At 57.9% G+C, this 22,329-nt stretch carries 21 protein-coding genes; 3 read left to right on the forward strand and 18 right to left on the reverse strand.

Annotation, left to right across the window (positions count from 1 at the left end):
- Positions 1-196: 196 nt before the first annotated feature.
- From dedD to pdxB, 7 genes are all read right to left on the reverse strand, one after another.
- Positions 197-883: a cell division protein DedD gene (gene dedD / locus ACOTX4_RS08085; RefSeq protein ID WP_003861412.1), complete on the reverse strand. Its 687-nt coding sequence runs from the start codon at positions 881-883 to the stop codon at positions 197-199.
- Positions 873-2,141, reverse strand: coding sequence for a bifunctional tetrahydrofolate synthase/dihydrofolate synthase (folC, locus tag ACOTX4_RS08090; RefSeq protein ID WP_017692992.1), 1,269 nt, complete (start codon positions 2,139-2,141; stop codon positions 873-875). The genes dedD and folC overlap by 11 nt, the downstream gene beginning before the upstream one ends.
- Before the next feature lie 70 nt (positions 2,142-2,211).
- Positions 2,212-3,117 (reverse strand): acetyl-CoA carboxylase, carboxyltransferase subunit beta, encoded by a 906-nt coding sequence (accD, locus tag ACOTX4_RS08095; RefSeq protein ID WP_003861408.1) that lies wholly within the window; start codon positions 3,115-3,117, stop codon positions 2,212-2,214.
- A 154-nt stretch (positions 3,118-3,271) separates the two neighbouring features.
- Positions 3,272-3,931 carry a DedA family protein gene (locus ACOTX4_RS08100; RefSeq protein WP_003861406.1) on the reverse strand — a complete coding sequence of 220 codons (660 nt, stop codon included), beginning with the start codon at positions 3,929-3,931 and terminating at the stop codon, positions 3,272-3,274.
- A gap of 28 nt (positions 3,932-3,959) precedes the next feature.
- Positions 3,960-4,772 (reverse strand): tRNA pseudouridine(38-40) synthase TruA, encoded by an 813-nt coding sequence (gene truA / locus ACOTX4_RS08105; RefSeq protein ID WP_001286071.1) that lies wholly within the window; start codon positions 4,770-4,772, stop codon positions 3,960-3,962.
- Positions 4,772-5,785, reverse strand: a complete 1,014-nt coding sequence (locus ACOTX4_RS08110) for an aspartate-semialdehyde dehydrogenase (RefSeq protein ID WP_003861403.1) — start codon at positions 5,783-5,785, stop codon at positions 4,772-4,774. Before ACOTX4_RS08110 ends, truA begins: the two co-directional genes overlap by 1 nt.
- Before the next feature lie 66 nt (positions 5,786-5,851).
- Positions 5,852-6,988 carry a 4-phosphoerythronate dehydrogenase PdxB gene (gene pdxB / locus ACOTX4_RS08115; protein WP_023314591.1) on the reverse strand — a complete coding sequence of 379 codons (1,137 nt, stop codon included), beginning with the start codon at positions 6,986-6,988 and terminating at the stop codon, positions 5,852-5,854.
- A gap of 111 nt (positions 6,989-7,099) precedes the next feature.
- Here pdxB and flk point away from each other — a divergent pair, with 111 nt between their 5' ends.
- Positions 7,100-8,104, forward strand: a complete 1,005-nt coding sequence (gene flk, locus ACOTX4_RS08120; protein WP_045331054.1) for a flagella biosynthesis regulator Flk — start codon at positions 7,100-7,102, stop codon at positions 8,102-8,104.
- 87 nt (positions 8,105-8,191) lie between these two features.
- Here the strand turns inward: flk and ACOTX4_RS08125 are convergent, their stop codons facing one another.
- Together ACOTX4_RS08125 and fabB are read right to left on the reverse strand one after the other, a co-directional pair.
- Positions 8,192-9,370: an MFS transporter gene (locus ACOTX4_RS08125; protein ID WP_045331050.1), complete on the reverse strand. Its 1,179-nt coding sequence runs from the start codon at positions 9,368-9,370 to the stop codon at positions 8,192-8,194.
- Between the two features lie 68 nt (positions 9,371-9,438).
- Positions 9,439-10,656, reverse strand: a complete 1,218-nt coding sequence (gene fabB / locus ACOTX4_RS08130; protein WP_003861395.1) for a beta-ketoacyl-ACP synthase I — start codon at positions 10,654-10,656, stop codon at positions 9,439-9,441.
- A gap of 158 nt (positions 10,657-10,814) precedes the next feature.
- Between fabB and mnmC the strand changes: the two genes are divergently transcribed.
- The gene (gene mnmC, locus ACOTX4_RS08135) at positions 10,815-12,812 is read left to right on the forward strand and encodes a bifunctional tRNA (5-methylaminomethyl-2-thiouridine)(34)-methyltransferase MnmD/FAD-dependent 5-carboxymethylaminomethyl-2-thiouridine(34) oxidoreductase MnmC (RefSeq protein ID WP_045331047.1); all 1,998 of its coding nucleotides are present in this window, start codon (positions 10,815-10,817) and stop codon (positions 12,810-12,812) included.
- Positions 12,813-12,870: 58 nt separating this feature from the next.
- Here the strand turns inward: mnmC and ACOTX4_RS08140 are convergent, their stop codons facing one another.
- Genes ACOTX4_RS08140 through prmB form a run of 6 tightly spaced genes read right to left on the reverse strand, consistent with a single transcriptional unit; the run spans position 12,871 to position 17,422 of the window.
- The gene (locus ACOTX4_RS08140; protein ID WP_003861391.1) at positions 12,871-13,149 is read right to left on the reverse strand and encodes a YfcL family protein; all 279 of its coding nucleotides are present in this window, start codon (positions 13,147-13,149) and stop codon (positions 12,871-12,873) included.
- Positions 13,150-13,162: 13 nt separating this feature from the next.
- On the reverse strand, positions 13,163-13,708 hold the full coding sequence (locus ACOTX4_RS08145) for an elongation factor P hydroxylase (RefSeq protein WP_023314593.1): 546 nt from the start codon (positions 13,706-13,708) through the stop codon (positions 13,163-13,165).
- Positions 13,708-14,517 carry a sulfite exporter TauE/SafE family protein gene (locus ACOTX4_RS08150; protein ID WP_003861386.1) on the reverse strand — a complete coding sequence of 270 codons (810 nt, stop codon included), beginning with the start codon at positions 14,515-14,517 and terminating at the stop codon, positions 13,708-13,710. The genes ACOTX4_RS08145 and ACOTX4_RS08150 overlap by 1 nt, the downstream gene beginning before the upstream one ends.
- On the reverse strand, positions 14,517-15,341 hold the full coding sequence (gene mepA / locus ACOTX4_RS08155) for a penicillin-insensitive murein endopeptidase (protein ID WP_023325006.1): 825 nt from the start codon (positions 15,339-15,341) through the stop codon (positions 14,517-14,519). Before mepA ends, ACOTX4_RS08150 begins: the two co-directional genes overlap by 1 nt.
- Positions 15,342-15,343: 2 nt before the next feature.
- The gene (gene aroC / locus ACOTX4_RS08160) at positions 15,344-16,429 is read right to left on the reverse strand and encodes a chorismate synthase (protein WP_023314595.1); all 1,086 of its coding nucleotides are present in this window, start codon (positions 16,427-16,429) and stop codon (positions 15,344-15,346) included.
- Between the two features lie 60 nt (positions 16,430-16,489).
- On the reverse strand, positions 16,490-17,422 hold the full coding sequence (gene prmB, locus ACOTX4_RS08165; protein WP_045331045.1) for a 50S ribosomal protein L3 N(5)-glutamine methyltransferase: 933 nt from the start codon (positions 17,420-17,422) through the stop codon (positions 16,490-16,492).
- Between the two features lie 145 nt (positions 17,423-17,567).
- Between prmB and smrB the strand changes: the two genes are divergently transcribed.
- Complete coding sequence (gene smrB, locus ACOTX4_RS08170; protein ID WP_022651546.1) at positions 17,568-18,119, forward strand: endonuclease SmrB; 552 nt, start codon at positions 17,568-17,570, stop codon at positions 18,117-18,119.
- 46 nt (positions 18,120-18,165) lie between these two features.
- On the opposite strand, the gene sixA is transcribed toward smrB, so the two are convergent.
- The 3 genes from sixA to fadI all read right to left on the reverse strand — a co-directional run bounded on the left by sixA (position 18,166) and on the right by fadI (position 22,318).
- A complete protein-coding gene (sixA, locus tag ACOTX4_RS08175) occupies positions 18,166-18,651 on the reverse strand; it encodes a phosphohistidine phosphatase SixA (RefSeq protein ID WP_003861375.1) in 486 nt (161 codons plus the stop codon).
- Between the two features lie 209 nt (positions 18,652-18,860).
- The gene (gene fadJ / locus ACOTX4_RS08180; RefSeq protein ID WP_032609762.1) at positions 18,861-21,008 is read right to left on the reverse strand and encodes a fatty acid oxidation complex subunit alpha FadJ; all 2,148 of its coding nucleotides are present in this window, start codon (positions 21,006-21,008) and stop codon (positions 18,861-18,863) included.
- Positions 21,008-22,318 (reverse strand): acetyl-CoA C-acyltransferase FadI, encoded by a 1,311-nt coding sequence (gene fadI, locus ACOTX4_RS08185; protein WP_045331042.1) that lies wholly within the window; start codon positions 22,316-22,318, stop codon positions 21,008-21,010. The genes fadJ and fadI overlap by 1 nt, the downstream gene beginning before the upstream one ends.
- Positions 22,319-22,329: the final 11 nt, after the last annotated feature.

Here is a 22,329-nt window from a genome sequence, read left to right on the forward strand (position 1 = left end):
AGAAAACGTTTGCGTAGGGATTTCCTTCCCACGCGTAAATAAAAAAGGCGCTGAAAAAATGCTCAACGCCCCGCACCGTTGACGTTTCTGTGAACGTCTGCCTCCCCCTCACCTCGGCCCTCTCCCTCAAGGGAGAGGGAGTAAACCGACCCCTCGCCCCTTTAGGGGGAGGGCCAGGGTGAGGGGATAATTTCTATCAGTTGGCGCTGTAGTTCATCACCACACCGCTCAGGCCGGAGATTTGCTTCAGCTCGCCAAGCGAACCTTTGAGCTTATCTTTCGACGCATCCGGCCCCACGAGGATACGCGTAATTTTACCCTGTACCGGCGTGGTGGGTGAAGTATAAACACGGTATCCCGCGCCGCGCAGTTTACTCACGATCTCATTGACCTTATCTGCATTTTTCAACGCACCGAGCTGAACGACATAGGCTTTGCCGGTAGGGGCCGCGTCCTGTTTTGCCTGCGGTGGCGTTTCTGAAGCGGCTGCCAGTTGCTCGGCCGCTTTATCCCGCTGCGGTTTCGGCTGCGGCTTCTCCACCGGTTTCGGCTTCTCAACAGGCTTAGGCTGTTCTACCGGCACCGGATCAATCTCGATGTTATTGTTCGTCGCCAGGCGCGAGGGATCGAGCGACGGCGCGGCTGCATCACCTGCGCGCACCTCTTCCGCTGCGCCTTCTGGCGGCTGGGCAGGCAGCGCCTGCGTTGCCGCTGGCAACATATCGGGCTCGTCGCGATCGCCCGGTTTGGGTACCAGCGGAATGGCCGCAAATTCATCCTGGTAATGCTTTTTCTGCCCGTCGAGCAATCCCGGGAGAATAATCACCCCGAGCGCGACCAGCACAATGGTTCCTGTTAAACGGTTCTGAAACTTACTCGCCACCGGTTCTCCCCGCGTCCATCACTTCCATGACATGTGCCACCGTGTGGAATGACCCACACACCAGCACGGTATCTTCTGGTTTAGCCTCCGCCATCGCGGCACGCCAGGCCGAAACCACACTGCTGTAGATTTCGCCTTTGCCGAGATGTTCCATCAACTGCTCAGCAGTCGCGCCGCGCGGCCCTTCCAGAGGAGCACAATACCAGCTATCGACCACACTCTCCATGCAGGCCAGCGTGCCGCCGATATCTTTATCATGAAGCATACCGATAACCGCCAGCACGCGCCCGGTTTTTGGTAACGATTTGAGACGTCCTGCGAGGTACGCCGCCGCATGCGGGTTATGTGCAACATCCAGAATCAGACGCGGTGACTCACTCACAATCTGAAAACGTCCCGGTAACAGTGCGTTCTGAATGCCATCGCGGATTGCCTGCTCGCTTACCGCTAATCCGCTGGCGCGCAGTGCCGCCAGCGCGGTCGCCGCGTTAGGCTGTGGCACCTGCGGCAGGGGCAGACTCTCCAGCACGCCCTGCGCATCGCTGAAGCGCCAGCCGTTGTCCTGCACCTCATACTGCCAGTCCACGCCGCGACGCAGCAGACGAGCGCCCTTCTCTTTCGCTACCTCAGCGATGGTATGTGGCATGTCCGGTTCGCCTACCACGGCAGGCTTATTGGCCCGGAAAATACCGGCCTTCTCACGGCCAATGCTCTCGCGGTCCGGGCCCAGCCAGTCGGTGTGATCCAGCGCGATGCTGGTGACGACGGCGACATCCGCATCCACCATATTGGTGGCATCCAGACGCCCGCCCAGCCCCACTTCCAGGATCACCACGTCCAGCTGCGCCTGCTTAAACAGCCACAGCGCCGACAGGGTGCCGTATTCGAAATAGGTTAATGAGGTTTCGCCGCGCGCCGCTTCGATAGCGGCAAACGACGCCGTATGGGCCGATTCCGCCAGCTCGGTGTTTTGCACCCGCACGCGCTCGGTATAGCGCACCAGATGCGGCGAGCTGTAAACGCCAACTTTGTACCCCGCCGCCATCAGGACAGATTCCAGCGTGCGGCAGGTGGTGCCTTTACCGTTAGTGCCGGCGACGGTAAACACGAAAGGCGCGGGTTTCAGCACGTCAAGACGCGCGGCAACCTGGCTTACGCGCTCAAGGCCCATGTCGATAGTTTTACTGTGCAGGTTTTCCAGATAAGAAAGCCACGCGGCCAGGGGCGACGTGGCTTGAGGAATGCTTTTATTTTCCATGATGCCCGGTTGTCATTAACGGTTTAGAAAGCAAAAGGGCAGCGCCATTCGGCCCTGCCCTTTTCAGTTATCAGGCCTCGGGTTCCTGATCCGGTACCACCACGCCTTCGCGCGGCTCGTCCGGGTTCGGCGCCGGCAGATTCATCAGCTTCGCCAGAATGCTGGCCAGTTTCAGGCGCATTTCCGGACGGCGGACGATCATATCGATAGCGCCTTTCTCAATGAGGAACTCACTGCGCTGGAAGCCCGGCGGCAGTTTCTCACGTACGGTCTGCTCGATAACGCGAGGACCGGCAAAGCCGATCAGCGCTTTTGGCTCCGCGATGTTCAGGTCGCCCAGCATGGCGAAGCTTGCAGAAACGCCGCCCATGGTTGGGTCGGTCAGTACCGAAATGTACGGCAGACCGCGCTCCTGCATTTTCGCCAGCGCCGCAGAGGTTTTCGCCATCTGCATCAGGGACATCAGCGCTTCCTGCATACGTGCGCCACCGGAGGCGGAGAAGCAGATCAGCGGGCAGTTGTCTTCCAGCGCCTGCTCAACGGCACGCACGAAACGCGCGCCGACCACGGAGCCCATTGAGCCGCCCATAAAGGAGAACTCAAACGCGGCGGCAACCACCGGCATTTCATGCAGGGTGCCTTTCATGACGATTAGCGCGTCTTTCTCGCCGGTCTCTTTCTGCGCAGAGGCCAGACGATCTTTGTATTTTTTGGAGTCGCGGAACTTGAGCACATCTTTTGGCTCCAGTTCGCTGCCCAGTTCTACCAGAGAACCTTCGTCCAGCAGGCTATGCAGGCGGTTGCGCGCCGACATACGCATATGGTGGTCACACTTCGGACACACCTCAAGATTGCGTTCCAGCTCTGCGCGATACAGAACCTGGCCGCAGCTATCACACTTCGTCCATACCCCTTCAGGAATGCTCGCTTTACGCGTTGGGGTAATGTTGCTTTTAATTCGTTCAATCCAGCTCATTGATAACCTTTCTGCCTGAACCTGGTCGTATGCCAGTTTTGCTGTAAGAGGCGAATAATGCCATTTTTGCCTCCAACAGACCATGAATGTTGCACATTAAAACATAACAGCCCGAAACTTTGGATAAAAAAGTGGTCGAACCGCCAGCGTGCATTTACTTCGCTTGCTTTGCCGCCGCGCGTTTGTGACGGATAATTTCGATGACGCCAGGCAGTACGGAAAGCACAATAATCGCTACAATCAGTAACTTAAGGTTTTCCTGAACCACCGGCAGATCGCCAAACAGGTAGCCTGCATAGGTGAACAGCAGCACCCACAGCAGCGCGCCCACCACGTTGTACATGGCAAAATGACGATAGGACATGTGACCCATTCCCGCCACAAACGGTGCAAATGTACGCACAATAGGCACAAAACGGGCAAGGATAATGGTCTTACCGCCATGGCGCTCATAGAACGCATGGGTCTTATCTAAATAACTGCGGCGGAAAATCTTCGAGTCCGGATTACTGAACAACCGCTCGCCAAACACCCGCCCGATGGTGTAGTTGACCGCATCACCAACAATCGCGGCGATGATCATCAGGACGACCATCAGATGGACATTCAGGTCATTCGTTGGCAGTGCGGATAACGCGCCCGCCACGAACAGCAGTGAATCTCCAGGCAGGAACGGCGTAACCACAAGGCCGGTTTCACAGAACAGAATGAGGAACAGAATGGCGTAAACCCAGACGCCGTACTGCGCGACCAGCTCCGCCAGGTGAACATCAATATGCAGGATGAAATCAATCAGAAAACGTATTACGTCCATATTGTCTAAGCCCTAATTGCACCTTTGTTTAGTCCGCTAAAAACAGCGGGCCCATTGGCGGTTTTGGCAGGTCGAACCGGTCCGGATAATCCACCGAAACCAGATACAGCCCTTCCGCTTTCGCCGTTGCTGCCGCAAGCGTTCTGTCCTTCGCTGCAAGCAGTTCTGCAATCCAGCTCTCCGGCTGGTGTCCGGCGCCCACTTCCATCAGGCTGCCCACAATATTCCGCACCATATGATGTACAAAGGCATTGGCTTTGATATCCACCACCACATACGCGCCATACCGACTGACGTTAATGTGCATGACGTTACGCCACGGCGTACGGGACTGACACTGCACCGCACGAAACGACGTAAAATCATTCTCTCCAATCAGACACTGCGCCGCACGCTGCATACGTTCTGCATCCAGCGGTTCATAAAAATGCGTCACGCCCTGGCTTAACACCGCCGGGCGCAGGCGCTGGTTATAGATGACATAACGGTAGCGCCGCGCCGTCGCGCTGAAACGCGCGTGAAAATCATCCGGCACAGCTTTCACCCAACGCACGGCAATGTCACCAGGCAAATTCGCATTTACACCCAGCGTCCAGGCCGCGTCTTTGCGCACGGCGGTGGTGTCAAAATGCACCACCTGCCCCGTGCCGTGAACGCCGGCATCGGTGCGGCCCGCGCAGAAGACGCTTATCGGTTCATTCGCTACCTGAGAGAGCGCTTTCTCCAGCTTCTCCTGGACGCTGCGCACCTCATTCTGCCGCTGCCAGCCATAGTATTTACTGCCATCGTATTCAATGCCGAGGGCAATTCTGTGGACCGGCTTTTGTTCCACATCTGACATCAGTACAGATACTCCTGCACCAGTTTTTCCGCGATTTTGACCGCCATCAGCGCGCCGCCGAAACGCACGTTGTCGGCAACAGACCAGAACTGCACCTGCTCAGGCATACCGTAATCGTTACGCACACAGCCCACAGAGAGATGCGCGCTGCCGGTGGCGTCGCCCACCTGCGTCGGGAATTCGCTCTCTTCGGACAGGACAATGTCCTCTCCGCGGCCAAACGCGTCGCGGGCTTCTTCAGCCGCCAGCGGACGCAGGGCTTCAAACCCGACCATCTGCGCGTGGCCGTAAAAGACCGGAGACTGCACGACATTCGCGGAGATCATCAGCCCGTCATCCTGCAAAATTTTGCGTGCTTCATCGACGATACGACGCTCTTCCCGCACCGAACCTTCACGATCCGGCAGTAGCGGCAGCATGTTGAACGCCAGCTGGCGGCCAAAGAAATCATCTTCGTCGATCGGGATACCGTTCAGCAGCTTCGCGCTCTGCCCTGCCAGTGCGTCTACGGCTTTTTTGCCGTTAGCGGAGGCTGACAGCAGGCTGGTCACGGAAATACGCGACAGGCCACCGTCGTCGATCAGCGGCTTCAGCGCGGTCAGCAGCTGGCTGGTGAGGCTGTTCGGTACTGCAATGATGTTGCGGTTGCGGTAGTCAGCCAGCACAAACGGGTTGACGTCCGGCACCACCAGCGGCACATCCGGCTCCAGGGAGAACAGGCCGCTCAGGTCGATCACCAGACAGCCTGAATTTGTCGCTTCTTCAATGTAAGACGCCGTGGCTTGCGCACCTGCGGCAAAAAACGCCAGCTGAGCCTGCGTCCAGTCAAACGCGGCGGCGTCCTGCACCATCAAGGATTTCCCGCCGAAACGCAGCTGTTCTCCTGCGCTGTCGGTACGCGCCAGTGCGTAAATCTCACCCACCGGGAACTGACGCTCAGCAAGGGTTTCAAGCAGGGCTTCGCCCACGGCGCCAGTGGCACCCAAAATGGCAATGTTCCAGCCTTCAGACATGGTGGTTTACTCCAGAAATAAAAAGCGTCCCTGCCGGAACATCCGACAGGGAGCATTAAGAAGACATTAACGTGCCGGGTGGTGAACGGCGTTAAATCCCAGTTTATGCAGCAGCCCCGCCGCTGACGCGTCATCGCACATGACATACAGGGAAGACCACTCGCGGCGCTCAAGGTAATTTTTGCGTAGCTTGTCAAACTCACCCGGAATACCCGCCACTTTACGCAGCAGCGCGTCATCGCGGCGCACATCATACACCAAATGCACCAGTCTTTTCAGCGTTGCCTCATCCAGCAGGCCATGAAGGGTAATGCGGCCAAATTCCGGGGCGGGCAGCAGCGTATCCAGCGCCACCTGCTGCGGATGGCCGATAAAGGCGCTGTAAGCCTCAAACACCTGGGTTGTGCCACGCGCTTTGCCTTCAAGGGTATAACCCGCGATATGTGCGGTACCCACGTCTACCTTATCCAGCAATGCGACGTTGAGATCAGGCTCTGGCTCCCAGACGTCCAGCACGACGCTAAGCTCTTGTCCTTCGTCGAGACATGCCAGCAGCGCCGCGTTATCCACCACCGGTCCCCGGCAGGCATTTATCAGAATAGTGCCAGCCTTCAGACGGCGGATCAGCTTTTCGTCGGCCAGGTGCAGGGTCTTATACGGCCCCTCTTTAAAGAGCGGCGTATGGAAGGTGATGACGTCGCACTCGTCGACCAGCTCATCCAGTGTGCGGAAGTCGCCTTCATCACCGTTATCCTTACGCGGCGGATCGCACAGCAGGGTGCGGATTCCCCAGGCTTCCAGACGCTTTTGCAGACGTCCGCCCACGTTGCCCACCCCCACAATCCCGACGGTGCGGTCTTTCAGCGTAAAACCATCGCGCTCGGCCAGCATCAATAGCGAGGAGAAAACATATTCCACGACGGCAATGGCGTTACAGCCTGGCGCCGCGGAAAAACCAATCCCCGCTTGCTTAAGCCACTGGTCATCCACATGATCGGTCCCGGCCGTTGCCGTCCCGACAAATTTAACCCCTTTGCCGGTGAGCAGCGCCTCATTTACTTTAGTCACCGAGCGCACCATCAGGGCGTCTGCATCGTCCAGTTCGCTGACCGGAATCGGGCGACCAGGGACAGCCTTAACCTCACCCAGGCGGCTGAACAGCTCACGGGCGTAAGGCATATTTTCATCAACGAGGATTTTCACGTCTGAGTACCTGTTTGAGAGGAAGTAAACCTACCAAGTGTGCCATAATCTCGCCGCCGGGCATATATCTCCGCCCGGTTACGCAGAGTTTGACTTTAAGGATTTTTGACGATGCAGCCCATTTCAGGTACGCCTCCGCGCCCTCCGGGTGAAGGCCCCGTAACGCCCAACACGCCAGGCGAACAACCGCTCTCCACGCAGCAACGCACCGTACTGGAGCGTCTGATCACGCGTCTTATTGCGTTGACCTCACAGCAAAACGCAGAGGTGTGGGCCGGCGTGAAGCACGATTTGGGCGTCAGAAACGATGCGCAGCTACAGTCGCGCCATTTCCCTGCCGCCGAACAAAACCTGAACCAGCGTCTTACCAGCGCACAGCAGCAACATACCACCCGCCAGATTATCTCGCAGCTGACCGAGCTGTTGGGCCAGGGGAATAATCGTCAGGCGGTGAGTGATTTTATCCGTCAACAGTACGGTCATACCGCCCTGAGCCAGCTTTCGCCGGAACAGCTGAAAACCGTGTTGACCCTGCTGCAAAGCAATCAGCTTTCTATCCCGCAGCCGCAACAGCGCCCGTCTACAGAACGGCCATTGCAGCCTGCGGAGCATAATACGCTCAAGCAGATGGTCACTAAGCTGGCTGCCGCAACCGGCGAACCAACAAAGCTTATCTGGCAATCCATGCTGGAACTTTCCGGTGTGAAAGCGGGCGAGATGATCCCGGCAAAACAGTTTACCCATCTGGTCACCTGGCTCCAGGCGCGTCAGACGCTCAGCACCCAGAGCGCCCCGACCCTGCACAGCGTACAGGCGGCGCTGAAACAACCGCTGGAACCGCACGAGTTCGATACGATCCGGGATTACGCTCAGCAGAGCTGGCAGGCTACGCCGCAAACGGTGCTGACCACCGCCCAGGTGCAGGATGTGCTCAATCAGATCTTCGTTCGCCGCGCCGAGCGGGAAGGCGGCGTGCCGGAGGTAAGAAACATTCAGCCGATCTACAGCCCGCTGTTTGCCCCCGTAGTTGATACGTTCAAAACGCTTTCTGCCCGTCCGGGATTGATGTTGATCGCGTTGGTGATTGCGCTGGCGATTTTCTGGCTGGTTGCGTGAGGATTTGCCCGGTGGCGCTTCGCTTACCGGGTCTTCAACGGCTCGAACAGTAGGCCGGGTAAGGCGAAGCCGCCACCCGGCAACATACTACCGCTTGCGAAACGCCACCAGCGTCACCACGATCCCCACCACCGCTGACACCGCACCGGCGAGAAATACGGAAGGATAGCCAAACGACGTTGCAAGCAGCCCCGCCAGCGGCCCGGTGATGCCGTATGAGATATCCTGAAACGCCGCATAGCCGCCCAGCGCCGTGCCGCGCACCTGTGGAGCCACGCGCTTCACCACTTCAACGCCCAGCGCCGGGAAGATCAGCGAGCAGCCGCAGCCGGTTAACGCCGCACCCAGCAGCGCAACGGATGCGGACGGCGCCTGCCAGAGCAGTACCAGCCCCACGGTCTCAATGACAAGTGACGCCACGGCCACCTTCACGCCGCCAAAGCGATCCGGCATCCAGCCAAACAGCACGCGCATCAATACAAACGCGCCGCCAAAGGCCGTCAGCGTAAAGCCCGCCATCGCCCAGCCGCGGCTCATGAAATAGAGGGAGACAAAGGTACCAATAACCGCGAAGCCCACCCCCTGAAGCGCCAGCCCGAGCCCCGGCTGCCAGATTTGCCCCACCACGCTCCACAGCGAAGGACGCTCGCCTTTATGGGCGGGCACCTTACGCACCGAACCGTTAAACGCCCACGCCAGCAGCGGCAATACTATGGTGGTGCCTGCAAGCGCCGCAAAACCAAACTGGCTGTGGATCAGCAGCCCCAGCGGCGCGCCTGCCGCCAGTGCGCCGTAAATCGCCATCCCGTTCCAGGACATCACTTTTCCGGAACGCGCAGGTCCCACCAGCCCCATTCCCCAGGTCAGGGTGCCGGTCAGCAGCTGGCTTTCGCCAAAGCCGAGGATCAGGCGCCCTACCACCAGCAGCGCGAATTTATACGCTGCATCTATTGGCAACAGCGCCGCCAGCAGCCAGGCTCCCCCCGCCAGCCCGCAGGCAAACATGCCCTGCAACGCCGAGCGTTTTGCGCCGTGCTGATCCGCCAGGCGACCGGCGTAGCCCCGGGTTAATACCGTCGCTAAAAACTGAATGCCCACCGCAATGCCGACCATGGTGTTGCCATAGCCCAGCTCCTGGTGAACGAACAAGGGGATCACCGGCAGCGGCAGGCCAACGGTCATATAGGTCAGAAACACCGCAAAGGCGATGCGGAAAAGGGAGAGGTTCCCGGAAGGAGCGCTCTTCTCAGGGGTAACAGCCTTCATGCATAACTCCGTGTTCAGGCATAAAAAAAGGGAGCCGCGCGGCTCCCTTCTACTATACCTTCAAACGCTTACGCTTTCAGCTTACGCATCACCAGCGTGGCGTTAGTGCCGCCGAAACCGAAGCTGTTGGACATAACGGTCGTCAGCTCACGTTCGGTGGTTTCAGTCACGATGTTCAGGCCAGCCGCCTGCTCGTCCATCTCTTCGATGTTGATGCTTGGCGCGATAAAGCCGTTTTCCAGCATCAGCAGAGAGTAGATCGCTTCCTGCACGCCCGCCGCACCCAGAGAGTGACCGGTCATGGCTTTGGTTGCAGAGATAGCCGGGCTGTTGTCGCCGAACACTTCACGGATCGCACCCAGCTCTTTCACGTCGCCTACCGGCGTTGAGGTGCCGTGGGAGTTCAGGTAGTCGATTGGAGTATCAACACCGTGCATCGCCATCTTCATGCAGCGCACCGCGCCTTCACCGGATGGAGCAACCATGTCAGCGCCGTCAGACGTTGCGCCGTAGCCCACGATCTCAGCATAGATGTGCGCGCCACGCGCCAGCGCGTGTTCCAGCTCTTCAACCACAACCATACCGCCGCCGCCAGCGATAACAAAACCGTCGCGGTGTGCATCATAAGTACGGGACGCTTTGTCTGGCGTTTCGTTGTATTTAGTGGACAGTGCGCCCATCGCGTCGAACTCACAGGCCATTTCCCAGCCCAGCTCTTCGCCACCGCCAGCAAATACGATGTCCTGTTTGCCCAGTTGGATCTGCTCAACCGCATTACCGATACAGTGTGCGGAGGTCGCACATGCGGAGCTGATGGAGTAGTTCACACCGTGGATTTTGAACGGCGTTGCCAGGCACGCGGAAACCGCTGAACCCATGGCTTTGGTCACAACATATGGACCGACCGCTTTCAGGCCGCGCGGGCTGCGCATGGCGTCAGCACCGAACACCTGAGCTTTAGAAGAACCGCCGGAACCTGCAATCAGGCCCACGCGTGGGTTGTTCTGGTAAACGTCTTCGCTCAGACCAGAATCCTTGATCGCTTCCTGCATGGAAAGATAGGCGTAGATAGAGGCATCGTTCATGAAACGAACCACTTTACGGTCAATTAAACCGGTGGTGTCCAGTTTAACGTTACCCCATACGTGGCTACGCATTCCAGAATCTTTAAACTCTTCAGAGAAAGTGATCCCGGAGCGTCCTTCACGCAGAGATGCCAGGACTTCCTGCTGGTTATTACCGATGCTGGAAACGATGCCCAGGCCAGTAATCACTGCACGTTTCATTCAATACCTCTGTAAGTCGCACTATAAAAAGTTTCGAGTCGCACAATAGCGTACACTTGTACGCCGAACAAGTCCGATCAGCCATTTTCTGTGGAAATTTGCACCGATGGGCTCACATCGCTAAGATCGTGCCACTGCCTGTCGGACGAGTAACTTACGTGAAACAAAACGCCATACAACCTGCCAACCTCGAATTCAACGCTGAGGGTACACCTGTTTCCCGAGATTTTGATGACGTCTACTTTTCTAATGATAACGGACTGGAAGAGACGCGCTATGTTTTCCTCGACGGAAATCATCTCGGCACCCGCTTCCCTGAGCATCCGCGCAGTCTGTTCGTCGTGGCGGAGAGCGGTTTCGGCACCGGGCTGAATTTTCTGACCCTCTGGCAGGCATTCGATTGTTTTCGCGCTGCATACCCCGAGGCTACCTTACAAAGATTACATTTCATCAGTTTCGAAAAATTTCCGCTTACCGCGCACGATCTGCGGCTTGCCCATCAGAGCTGGCCGGAGCTTGCCCACTGGGCGGAACAGCTTCAGACCCAGTGGCCACCGGCTATCGGCGGCTGTCATCGTCTGATTCTGGATGACGGACGCGTCACCCTCGACCTGTGGCTGGGCGATATTAACGACCTGACCGATAAGCTTGATGACTCAATGAATCAGAAAGTGGACGCCTGGTTCCTGGACGGTTTTGCGCCCGCTAAAAACCCGGACATGTGGAGCCCGCACCTGTTTAGCGCCATGGCACGTCTGGCGCGCCCGGGCGCGACGCTTGCTACCTTCACCTCCGCGGGCTTTGTCCGTCGTGGGTTGCAGGAGGCGGGGTTTACCATGCGGAAAACCAAAGGCTTTGGCCGCAAACGCGACATGCTGGTCGGGGTGATGGAACAGGATCTGGCGATCCCGGCGCAGGCCCCCTGGTTTGCCCGCCGCGCCAGCACCTCGCGTGAGGTCGCTATTGTGGGCGGGGGTATTGCCAGCGCTCTGCTCTCGCTGGCGCTGCTGCACCGTGGCTGGCAGGTGACGCTCTACTGCGCTGACGAGGGGCCGGCGACGGGCGCATCAGGCAACCGTCAGGGCGCGCTTTATCCCTTATTAAGTGCACACGATCCGGCACTGTTCCAGTTCTTCCCGGCGGCGTTTACGTTTGCTCGCCGCCTTTACGACAGCCTGCCGGTTGCGTTCGACCACGACTGGTGCGGCGTGACGCAGCTCGGCTGGGACGAGAAGAGCCAGCAGAAAATCACCCAAATGCTGTCGCTGGGGCTGCCGGAGGACATCGCCCATGCAGTGACGGCACAGCAGGTTACAGAGACCACTGGCGTCGACACCGGCTGCGGGGGTATTCAGTATCCACTCGGCGGCTGGCTGTGTCCGGCTGAACTGACTTCTGCGGCGATAGCCCTCGGGCAGTCGCGTGGGTTGACAGTGCATTATGCCCATAAGGTTCAATCGCTAAGCCGCACTGCGCACTGGGAACTGCGTTTCGCTGACGGTAAAGAGGCCCAGCATGCCAGCGTTGTGCTGGCCAACGGACATCACATCACTCAGTTTACCCAGACAGCGTCATTGCCGGTTTATCCAGTCGGCGGCCAGGTGAGCCATATCCCGACCGCGCCCCAACTGAGCAAACTGCGTCAGGTGCTGTGTTACGACGGCTACCTGACGCCGCAAAATCCCTCCAACGGCCATCACTGCATCGGCGCCAGCTACCATCGCGGTGAAACAGATATGCAGTACAGCGAAGCGGATCAGCAGCAAAACCGCCAGCGCCTGGTCGACAGTTTTCCGGATGCGTCGTGGGCGAAAGAGGTTGATGTCAGTGAGGGTCAGGCGCGCTGCGGCGTACGCTGCGCGACCCGCGATCACCTGCCGATGGCGGGAAACGTGCCGGACTATGACGCCACGCTTGAAGTCTATCAGGATCTTGCAGACAGCAAAGAAACGGCGGTAAGTGCGCCCGTTCACCCCGAGCTGTTTATGCTGGGTGGCTTAGGCTCGCGGGGATTGTGCTCCGCGCCGCTGCTGGCTGAAGCGTTAGCCGCGCAAATGAGCGACGAGCCGGTTCCGCTGGACAGGGTTACGCTCGCGGGGCTGAATCCAAACCGACTGTGGGTGCGGAAATTGCTGAAGGGGAAAATGGTCAAGTAGGGTGCGGTCTGGTGCCCTCACCCCGGCCCTCTCCCTGTGGGAGAGGGCGGTGATACACTTACTTCGCTTTCGCCTGCTGGAACAAATTATCCCACATGCCCAGCACTAAAGACTGGTCGCGCGGAGAGAGTTCCCCGGCCTGAATAGCGTTTTCCAGGCTGCGAGTGACTTCCGCGTGAACGGCGTCGGCAGAGTGATCGTCCCCGGCTTCCAGCGCGGCTACCGCCAGCGTCAGGTGACCACGCAGATAACCGCTGGCGAACAGCTCATCATCACTGGCGTGTTCCACCATGTCATCAATTAACGCCAGAATGCGTGATTCAAATTCTGCGATCATCTTCTTTCCTCTGTTAAAGATCTTCCGGCCACGGGAAGCGTTCCGCCGTGATCTCCGGCGTGTGGTAATAATTCTGTAAAGCCTCGATCAGGCGTGCCGGACGTGCCGGGATGCCTTTCTCAAGATATTCCATCACCTGCGCATGAACGCGGCGCTGGAAGACGATACGGTCTGGCTCGAAGTCGCCTTCGAGGTTGTCACAGCTCACGTTGAACGGGAAACCCGCCGCCACGCAGAACAGCCATTCCAGCGCCTGGGGTTTCACCTCCACATCTTCAAACTGCCCCTGGGTGGCGGCGTCGCGCCCGTCCGGGCAGTACCAGTAACCAAAGTCCACCAGCTCGCGACGCGCTTTCCCGGCGATACACCAGTGCGAAATTTCGTGCAAACCGCTGGCGTAAAAGCCGTGGGCAAAGATGATGCGGTTATACGGAACCTCGTCATCAGCTGGAAGATAGATCGGTTCGTCGTCGCCTTTAATCAGACGGGTATTAAAATCATCAGCAAAACAGCTATCGAAGATCTCAATCAGCTGTTCGTAGTTATGCGTACTGTTCATTAGTTCATCCCCAACCAGGTGAGGATCTCCTGTCCATGGCTGTCATAAAGAAGTTTGGCGCTCATCACCGCCGAGACGACAACAATCATCGGGCGGATCAGCTTTTGCCCTTTGCTTAATACCAGACGCGAGCCTGCGCGCGCGCCCAAAAACTGCCCTGCCATCATCACAAACCCGGTTGCCCAGATAACCTTGCCGCCAATGATAAACAGCAGCAGACCGCCAACGTTGGAGGTCGCGTTGAGGACTTTGGCGTGGGCGGTGGATTTGGCGAGGTTGAACCCGGCCAGCGTCACGAATGCCAGCGCGTAAAACGAGCCTGCCCCCGGGCCAAAGAAGCCATCGTAAAAACCGACGCAGCCACCGGCGATCAGCGCAAACGGCAGGCCGTGAAGGCGACGCTGTCGATCTTCTTCCCCGAGCTTTGGCATGAGTAAGAAATAGAGGCCGATACAGATAACCAGCAGCGGCAGGATCTGGCGCAGAATGTCGGACTGTACGTGCTGGACCAGCAGCGCGCCCGCCGTTGAGCCAATAAACGTCATCAGGATATTGAGCTTCTGATCGGCGAGATTCACAACTTTACGCCGAATGAAATAGAGCGACGAGGAGAGCGAACCGCCGCATGCCTGGAGTTTGTTGGTGGCAAGCGCCTGGGCAGGGCTCATGCCTGCCGCCAGCAACGCCGGAACGGTGAGCAACCCGCCGCCGCCCGCCAGGGCATCGATAAATCCGGCTAACATTGCAACAAAAAAGAGCACCGCCAGCAGCAGCGGTGACACCATGAACAGGTCGACGAAATTATCCATTAAAGCACATGCTCATCCAGTAGCGCCTGGCAGGAAGGCGGCAACGGAGGCGGTGTCTTCTTCTCAGGCTTAGAGGTTCCAGGCTTGGCTGGTTCAAACCAGCTTTGCAGTTCGTAACCACAACCATCGCCAGGCGGTGGCAGCGGCTGATCTTCACATTCCAGGCTGTTCGCCGGGCAGCGCAGGCGAACATGCATATGGGCACGATGCTGGAACCACGGGCGCACTTTACGCAACCAGTCGCGATCCGTTCCCGCATCCAGGCAAAGCTGCTGCTTGATGGCCGGATTAACAAAGATCCGCGTGACGTCGTTATCCTTTGCCGCCAGCTTAATCATGCTGGAAATTTCCGGCGACCATCGCGAGGCGACGACACGTTTACCGTCGGCCGAGACCAGATCCAGCGCCTGCGGTTTCAGCAGTTGCGCTGAGCTCCAGCGCGTTTTCGGCAATTGCAGGAAGATATCCACATCCAGTCCGGTCTGGTGGCTGGCGTGACCGCCGTTAAAGCGGCCACCGGCAGGCATCCCCATATCGCCAATCAGCATCGTGCCCAGCCCCAGATTATGCACCTGGTTGCCAAGACGCTGAATAAAAAGCACCAGGTCAGGATGGCCGAAATAACGGCGCTGGTCGGTGCGCATCACCTGATAGGTATCCGATTGCAGCGGAAGTTCCTGCGCGCCGACGATACACCCGTTGGAGAAAGCGCCAATGGACTGCGCGCTCCCCGCTACCGGATGGGTGATTTTCTGCCACGGCGTAGCGGCCAGGCTTGCTCCACTGACCAGCAGCGCCAGCAGAGCGATTGCGGTTTTTTTCATAGTTACCAGCGTGGAATGGTGGTCGTCACATCCGCATTCTGCGCGCGCTGGCGCAGGAAGTGATCCATCAGCACGATCGCCAGCATCGCTTCTGCGATCGGTACCGCGCGGATCCCCACGCACGGATCGTGACGCCCTTTGGTGATCATCTCAACTTCATCGCCAGCGCGGTTAATCGTGTGGCCCGGCACGGTAATGCTGGACGTGGGCTTCAGCGCGATATTGGCAATAATTTGCTGCCCGCTGCTGATGCCGCCCAGAATGCCGCCCGCATGGTTGCTCTGGAAACCCGCCTTCGTGATTTCGTCGCGGTTCTGGCTGCCGCGAAGCTTAACCACGTCAAAACCGTCGCCGATTTCAACGCCTTTCACCGCGTTGATGCTCATCAGCGCGTGGGCGATGTCGGCGTCAAGGCGGTCAAATACCGGCTCGCCCCAGCCAGCCGGCACGCCATCGGCCACCACGGTGACTTTCGCACCAATGGAATCGCCCTCTTTTTTCAGGCCACGCATCAGCTCATCCAGCGCGTCCAGCTTGTCGGCATCGGCGCAGAAGAACGGGTTAAGTTCTACCTGCTCCCAGTCTTTGATAGCCAGCGGAATGTCGCCCATCTGGGTCAGACAGCCGCGGATAACGATGCCGAATTTCTGCTGGAGATATTTTTTGGCAATCGCCCCTGCCGCCACGCGCATCGCGGTTTCACGTGCGGAAGAACGTCCGCCGCCGCGATAGTCGCGAAAGCCATATTTTTGTTCGTAGGTGTAATCAGCGTGGCCCGGACGGAAGACGTCTTTAATCGCGCCGTAGTCCTGAGAACGCTGATCGGTGTTTTCAATCAGCAGACCAATGCTGGTCCCGGTGGTACGGCCTTCAAATACGCCGGAGAGAATTTTGACCTGGTCCGGCTCGCGACGCTGCGTGGTGTAGCGAGAGGTACCCGGACGCCGACGGTCAAGGTCATGCTGTAAATCGGCTTCGGTCAGTTCGATGCCTGGCGGGACGCCATCAACGATACAACCCAGTGCCAGACCGTGCGACTCGCCAAAGGTGGTCACACGGAATACCTGTCCAATACTGTTTCCTGCCATCACGGCTCCGATGTTGTTGTTTGTGTTTGAGCGTTGTGAAACGGGCCGAAGCCCGCTGGATTAATCTTTGTAAATGCTGAAGTATTCGCGTGCATCAAGCAGCTGCGCCTTGGTCAGCATGAAGACGCCGTCACCGCCGTTGTCGAACTCAAGCCAGGTGAACGGCACATCCGGGTACTGCTCTATCAGATGTACCATGCTGTTGCCCACTTCACAAATCAGAATGCCGTCGTCGGTCAGATAATCCGGCGCGCACGCCAGGATGCGGCGGGTCAGCTTCAGCCCGTCAGAGCCGGACGCCAGACCCAGCTCCGGCTCGTGACGGTACTCGTTCGGCAGGTCGGACATGTCTTCTGCATCCACGTACGGCGGATTAGTGACGATCAGGTCGTATTGCAGCGTCGGCAGGTCGCGGAACAGGTCAGAGCGGATAGGCGTGACGTGATGAATCAGCCCGTGCTCTTCAATGTTGTGTTCGGTGACGGCCAGCGCGTCGGTGGAGATATCGACGGCGTCCACTTCCGCTTCCGGGAAGGCGTACGCGCAGGCAATGGCGATGCAGCCGCTGCCGGTGCACATATCAAGAATGTGCTGCGGCTGATGGTTAATCAGGCCGTCAAAGTGGTTGTTGATCAGCTCGCCAATCGGCGAGCGCGGCACCAGCACGCGTTCATCAACATAGAACTCATGGCCGCAGAACCAGGCTTTGTTGGTCAGGTAAGCCACCGGAATGCGCTCGTTCACGCGACGGATCACGCGCTCAACGATGCGGTGTTTTTCGCTGGAGGTCAGGCGCGCGGTGCGCATGTCTTCCGGAATATCCAGTGGCAGATAGAGAGACGGCAGCACCAGCTGAACGGCCTCATCCCACGGGTTATCCGTACCGTGGCCGTACCAGATATTGGCGGCGCTGAAGCGGCTAACCGACCAGCGCAACATGTCCTGTATGGTATGCAGCTCGTTTACTGCTTCATCGACAAAAATTTTATCCACTCTTTCCTCCAGGGCATGCTCGCATAATTTTCGGCGGCTAGTTTGCCATGAAGACGGCGATAAATCAGCAATGACGCGTGTCGCTTGAGGTTAAAAAATGCGTTTAGTCGGGTACACTATCGGAAATACGAGATGAGAATGACGAATGAAAAAGAAAACATCGCTCAGCGAGGAGGATCAGGCTCTCTTCCGCCAGCTGATGACCGGGACGCGTCAAATCACGCACGACACCATTGTCCATCGCCCGCAGCGTAAAAAAGTCAGCGAGGTTCCGGTCAAACGTCTGCTCCAGGAGCAGGCCGATAACAGCCACTATTTTTCAGATGAGTTTCAGCCGCTGCTCAATACTCAGGGTGCGGTGAAATACGTGCGCGAAGACGTCAGCCATTTTGAACTGAAAAAATTACGCCGGGGAGATTACTCGCCGGAGCTGTTCCTCGATCTGCATGGGTTGACCCAGATGCAGGCGAAACAGGAGCTGGGGGCGTTGATCGCGGCATGTCGTCGCGAGCATGTTTTTTGCACCTGCGTAATGCACGGCCACGGCAAACATATTCTTAAGCAACAGACACCGCTGTGGCTGGCTCAGCACCCGCACGTGATGGCGTTTCATCAGGCACCCAAAGAGTACGGCGGAGATGCCGCATTGCTGGTATTGATTGAAGTGGAGGAGTGGCAGCCGCCAGAGTTGCCCTGACAGGATGGCGGGAGGCACGCTGCACCCCGCCATATCGCACGTCACGTCAGATGGCTTTTGCCATCTTCAGGTTGCACGGACTCATTTGCCAGTTAAAGACCCCTTTGCCGGTTTCGTCGAGGGTGACGTTGGCAATGGCGGACGTAGTGAACATCGGTGGCGTTTCGCCCGGGCACAGCTCAGATACCAGATAGCCGACCAGCGGCAGGTGGGAAATGACCAGTGCGGAAGCGACACCTTCATTGCACAGCGCCTGAAGGTAAGCACTGACAAGGCCAACATCGCCACACGGCGTGAGTTCAGGGAGCACATCCACACTGGATGGCAGGTTCATACACTCCCCTACCACATCCAGCGTCTGTTCTGCCCGCAGGAACGGACTCACCAGAACGCGTTCAATGTCCACTTTTTGACCTTTAAGCCATGTTGCCATCTGACGGGATTCGTCGCAGCCACAGACGGTTAAAGGACGTACTGAGTCACTGGCGGCATCGAGTGCCGCGTCGCCGTGACGCATGATAAAAACTTGCATATTGCACCGCTTTTGTTAACCAGAATCACCGGCGTTAACTACCCGCGATTAATGCTCTGAGGTAGAAAACCCGATGGCCGGGCATTGTGCCTGATCCATTCGGTGAATGAAACGCTGTTTTTTACCTCAATGGCGTAAGTATAGTCAATCTCTGTTTACAATTTCGCCAGAACAGGTTCCATCACCTCAGGATTTACCCTTCTTTGACTTCAGTTTACGCAATCAGTTTCCCTTACGGGCCAGAATGTCTGACCCCGTTCCGCCATCTGCAATAATTCGTCACAAGGTGTAAACCGTGGACCATATTGCGAGGCCAGACGTTGCAGAATCGCAACCACTTCACCCGCCCCGAGGGTATCCATATACCGGAACGGACCGCCAAGGAATGGCGGAAAACCGATACCAAACACGGCGCCGATGTCGCCGTCGCGTGCGCTCTTGATCACCTGCTCACCAAAGCAGCGCGCCGCTTCATTGAGCATCATCATTACGCAGCGCTCAGCACACTGAACCGCCGACAATTTTGCCTGACCCGTGACAGGAATAAGCGCATAAACCGAAGGGTCGACCTGTTTCTTGCTTTTACGCCCTTTCGCGGCGTAAAGATAGAAACCGCGTTCATTTTTTCTGCCTTTGCGATCGTCCTTCAAAATTGCAGAAACAAAGTTTGCAGGCGGCGCAAAACGATCGCCATAAGCCGCTTCCAGCACAGGGATAATTTTAGTCCCCGTATCAATTCCTACCTCATCCAAAAGTTGGATTGGGCCGACGGGGAAACCAAACTTCACCAGAGCGTCATCGACGTGCTCAATTTTCTCCCCTTCCGTCAGCAACCGCATCGCTTCGTTAATGTACGGCGCCAGAATGCGGTTGACGTAGAAGCCGGCTTTGTCCGCGACCACAATCGGGGTTTTGCCCTGTTTTTTCGCCAGTTTCACCACGGTGGCAATAGTTTGCGGGCTGGTTGTGGCATGCGGGATAACCTCCACCAGCGGCATTTTTTCGACAGGGCTGAAATAGTGCAGCCCTATTACCTTCTCCGGGCGCACGGCTTTCGCCGCGATGTCGCCGATCGGCAAAGACGAGGTGTTTGACGCGAAAATGGTGTGCGGCGCGCAGTGCTGTTCAACGTCCGCCACCATCTGCTGCTTAAGGGCCAGATCTTCGAACACGGCTTCAATCACCAGATCGCGGTGTGCAAACCCACTGTAGTCGGTGGCGCCAGTGATCATCGCGAGGGTTTTATCGCGCTCACTGGCCTTGATATGGCGGCGTTTCACTTTGCGATCAAGGTTCTGCCAGCTGTACTGCAACGCGTGGTTGATACCCTTAGGGTTGATATCTTTGATACGTACGGGCAATTTGCCTTTGCTGGCGGTGACAAATGCGATGCCGCCGCCCATCAGCCCACCACCCAGAACGCCAATGGCGCGCAGCGGAGCCGGTTCAGCTTCACTGCCCGGATCTTTTTTAACCTCCGTGCTGGCAAAGAAAATGCCGCGCAGCGCCTGCGACTGCGGCGTCATCGCCAGCTCGCCAAAGGCTTTCGCTTCCGCAGCATAACCGCTGCTGCTACCCTGCGATAAACCGGTTTCAATCACCTTCAGAATGCGCGTCGCTGCCGGATAGTTCCCTTTGGTTTTTTGCTCGGTTTTTTTACCCACCATATTGAACAGCAGCGTGCGCCCCAGCGGCCCGGCGAGGATACGCTCGCGCACCGGCAGAGGGCGTTTCGCCTGACGACCTTTCAGCGCCCGCTCAACGGCGGCCTCAAGCAAGATGGCGTGCGGAACGACCTCATCAACCAGACCCGCCTTTAACGCCTGACGGGCGCGCAGCTGTTTACCGGTTAAAATCATCTCCAGCGCCGTACTGACGCCCACCAGACGCGGCAGGCGCTGCGTGCCACCTGAACCGGGCAGCAATCCAAGCTGTACCTCCGGCAGTCCGAGTACCGTTTTCGCATCGTCGGTACAAATGCGGCTGTGACAGGCCAGCGCCAGCTCAAGCCCACCGCCCAGGCAGGCCCCGTGGATCGCAGCGACAACGGGTATCGACAGCGCATGGATCTCCGCCATTACCTGCTGCCCCTGACGCGCCAGGTCTTCTGCTTCCTGAGCGCTTTTCGCCCGGGCAATCATGTTGATATCGGCCCCGGCAATAAAGTTATCCGGCTTTGCCGAGATAAATACCAGGCCACGTATCGCTTTGTTTTCGCGGATCTGTCTGAGCATCGCACGCACCTGAACGCCGAACTCGGCCTTCAGGGTGTTCATCTTTTCGTCGGGTACATCAATGGTGATAACAGCCACGTTATCAAGGCGAACAGCCAGGTTAAATGCAGATGTCGTTTCCATTATTCAGCCTCCAGAACCATTGCTGCACCCAGGCCGCCCGCCGCACAGGCGGTAACGAGACCAAAACCGCCGCCGCGGCGACGCAGCTCGTGCAAAGTCTGGGTTATCATTCTCGCGCCGGTCGCCGCAAATGGATGGCCGTAGGCGATGGATCCGCCAAGCACGTTAAACTTACTCTGATCCACTTCGCCGGTCGCGTGGGCGCGGCCCAGTACATCGCGCGCGAAGCGCTCGCTTGCCAGCAGCTGAATGTTTGCCAGGGTTTGTGCGGCAAAGGCTTCGTGCATATCGATCAGGGTTAAGTCAGCCAGCGTCAACCCCGCACGCTCCAGCGCCAGGGGCGTGGACCAGGCCGGACCGAGCAGCATGTCCTGCCAGACATCAATGGCGGTAAAGGCGTAGCTACGCAAATAACCCAGCGGTGTGATGCCAAGCTCTTTCGCCCGGGATTCCGTCATCAGGATCACGGCGGCGGCACCGTCCGTCAGTGGCGTACTGTTGGCCGCCGTAACGGTGCCATGTTTACGATCAAACGCCGGGCGCAGTTTTGCGTAATCCTCCAGCGCCGAGGTGCCACGGATATTGTTATCTTCCACCAGCGGTTCGCGGAAAGGCGGGATGTAAGCCGTCATCACCTCGTCGGCAAGTTTGCCTTCCGACCAGGCCTTCGCAGCGAGCTGATGCGAGCGATGCGCCAGTGCATCCTGCTGTTCGCGGGTAATACCGTAGGTTTTTGCCATCTGCTCGGCAGTGTCGCCCATACGCAGGCCGGTGGAATATTCAGCAACGGCAGGTGGCACGGGCATGAGGTCGCGCAGGCGTAAACGCGAGAAGAGTTTAAGCTTTGCACCGGTAGTGCGAGCTTTGTTAGCATCCACGAGGATGCGGGCCAGCTGTTTGCTGACGCCGATGGGCAGCACGGAGGAGGAATCCGCGCCGCCGGCGATCCCCGCGCGAATGGTCCCCGCCATCAGGCTTTCCGCCACGTTCGCCACCGCCTGGAAACTGGTGGCGCAGGCGCGGCTGACGCTGTAGGCGTCGGTATGAACATTCATGCCGGTACCCAGCACGATTTCACGCGCGATATTGGGTGCTTCCGGCATCTGCACCACCTGGCCGAAAACCAGTTGCTCAATAACCTCTGGCGGGATCTCGCTGCGAGCCAGCATCTCCCCCACCACCATTTTTCCCAGATCGACAGCCGGTATACCGTGAAACGCGGTTGCCTGACGCGCAAACGGCGTACGTAACCCGCTGATAATGGCAATGCGGTCACCGTGTCGGGTGATAAGCGGTAATGCCTGACTCATAACACTCCCCT

It is taken from the genome of Enterobacter cloacae complex sp. IR5459, assembly GCF_049238005.1.
GTDB lineage: Bacteria > Pseudomonadota > Gammaproteobacteria > Enterobacterales > Enterobacteriaceae > Enterobacter > Enterobacter hormaechei_C.

Excerpts from the sequence above, each read along its gene's own strand:
- folC (WP_017692992.1), bottom strand. The coding sequence starts at position 2,141 with ATGGAAAATAAAAGCATTCCTCAAGCCACGTCGCCCCTGGCCGCGTGG.
- accD (WP_003861408.1), bottom strand. The coding sequence starts at position 3,117 with ATGAGCTGGATTGAACGAATTAAAAGCAACATTACCCCAACGCGTAAA.
- ACOTX4_RS08100 (WP_003861406.1), bottom strand. The coding sequence starts at position 3,931 with ATGGACGTAATACGTTTTCTGATTGATTTCATCCTGCATATTGATGTT.
- truA (WP_001286071.1), bottom strand. The coding sequence starts at position 4,772 with ATGTCAGATGTGGAACAAAAGCCGGTCCACAGAATTGCCCTCGGCATT.
- ACOTX4_RS08110 (WP_003861403.1), bottom strand. The coding sequence starts at position 5,785 with ATGTCTGAAGGCTGGAACATTGCCATTTTGGGTGCCACTGGCGCCGTG.
- flk (WP_045331054.1), top strand. The coding sequence starts at position 7,100 with ATGCAGCCCATTTCAGGTACGCCTCCGCGCCCTCCGGGTGAAGGCCCC.
- ACOTX4_RS08125 (WP_045331050.1), bottom strand. The coding sequence starts at position 9,370 with ATGAAGGCTGTTACCCCTGAGAAGAGCGCTCCTTCCGGGAACCTCTCC.
- fabB (WP_003861395.1), bottom strand. The coding sequence starts at position 10,656 with ATGAAACGTGCAGTGATTACTGGCCTGGGCATCGTTTCCAGCATCGGT.
- ACOTX4_RS08140 (WP_003861391.1), bottom strand. The coding sequence starts at position 13,149 with ATGATCGCAGAATTTGAATCACGCATTCTGGCGTTAATTGATGACATG.
- ACOTX4_RS08145 (WP_023314593.1), bottom strand. The coding sequence starts at position 13,708 with ATGAACAGTACGCATAACTACGAACAGCTGATTGAGATCTTCGATAGC.
- ACOTX4_RS08150 (WP_003861386.1), bottom strand. The coding sequence starts at position 14,517 with ATGGATAATTTCGTCGACCTGTTCATGGTGTCACCGCTGCTGCTGGCG.
- mepA (WP_023325006.1), bottom strand. The coding sequence starts at position 15,341 with ATGAAAAAAACCGCAATCGCTCTGCTGGCGCTGCTGGTCAGTGGAGCA.
- aroC (WP_023314595.1), bottom strand. The coding sequence starts at position 16,429 with ATGGCAGGAAACAGTATTGGACAGGTATTCCGTGTGACCACCTTTGGC.
- smrB (WP_022651546.1), top strand. The coding sequence starts at position 17,568 with ATGAAAAAGAAAACATCGCTCAGCGAGGAGGATCAGGCTCTCTTCCGC.
- sixA (WP_003861375.1), bottom strand. The coding sequence starts at position 18,651 with ATGCAAGTTTTTATCATGCGTCACGGCGACGCGGCACTCGATGCCGCC.
- fadJ (WP_032609762.1), bottom strand. The coding sequence starts at position 21,008 with ATGGAAACGACATCTGCATTTAACCTGGCTGTTCGCCTTGATAACGTG.
- fadI (WP_045331042.1), bottom strand. The coding sequence starts at position 22,318 with ATGAGTCAGGCATTACCGCTTATCACCCGACACGGTGACCGCATTGCC.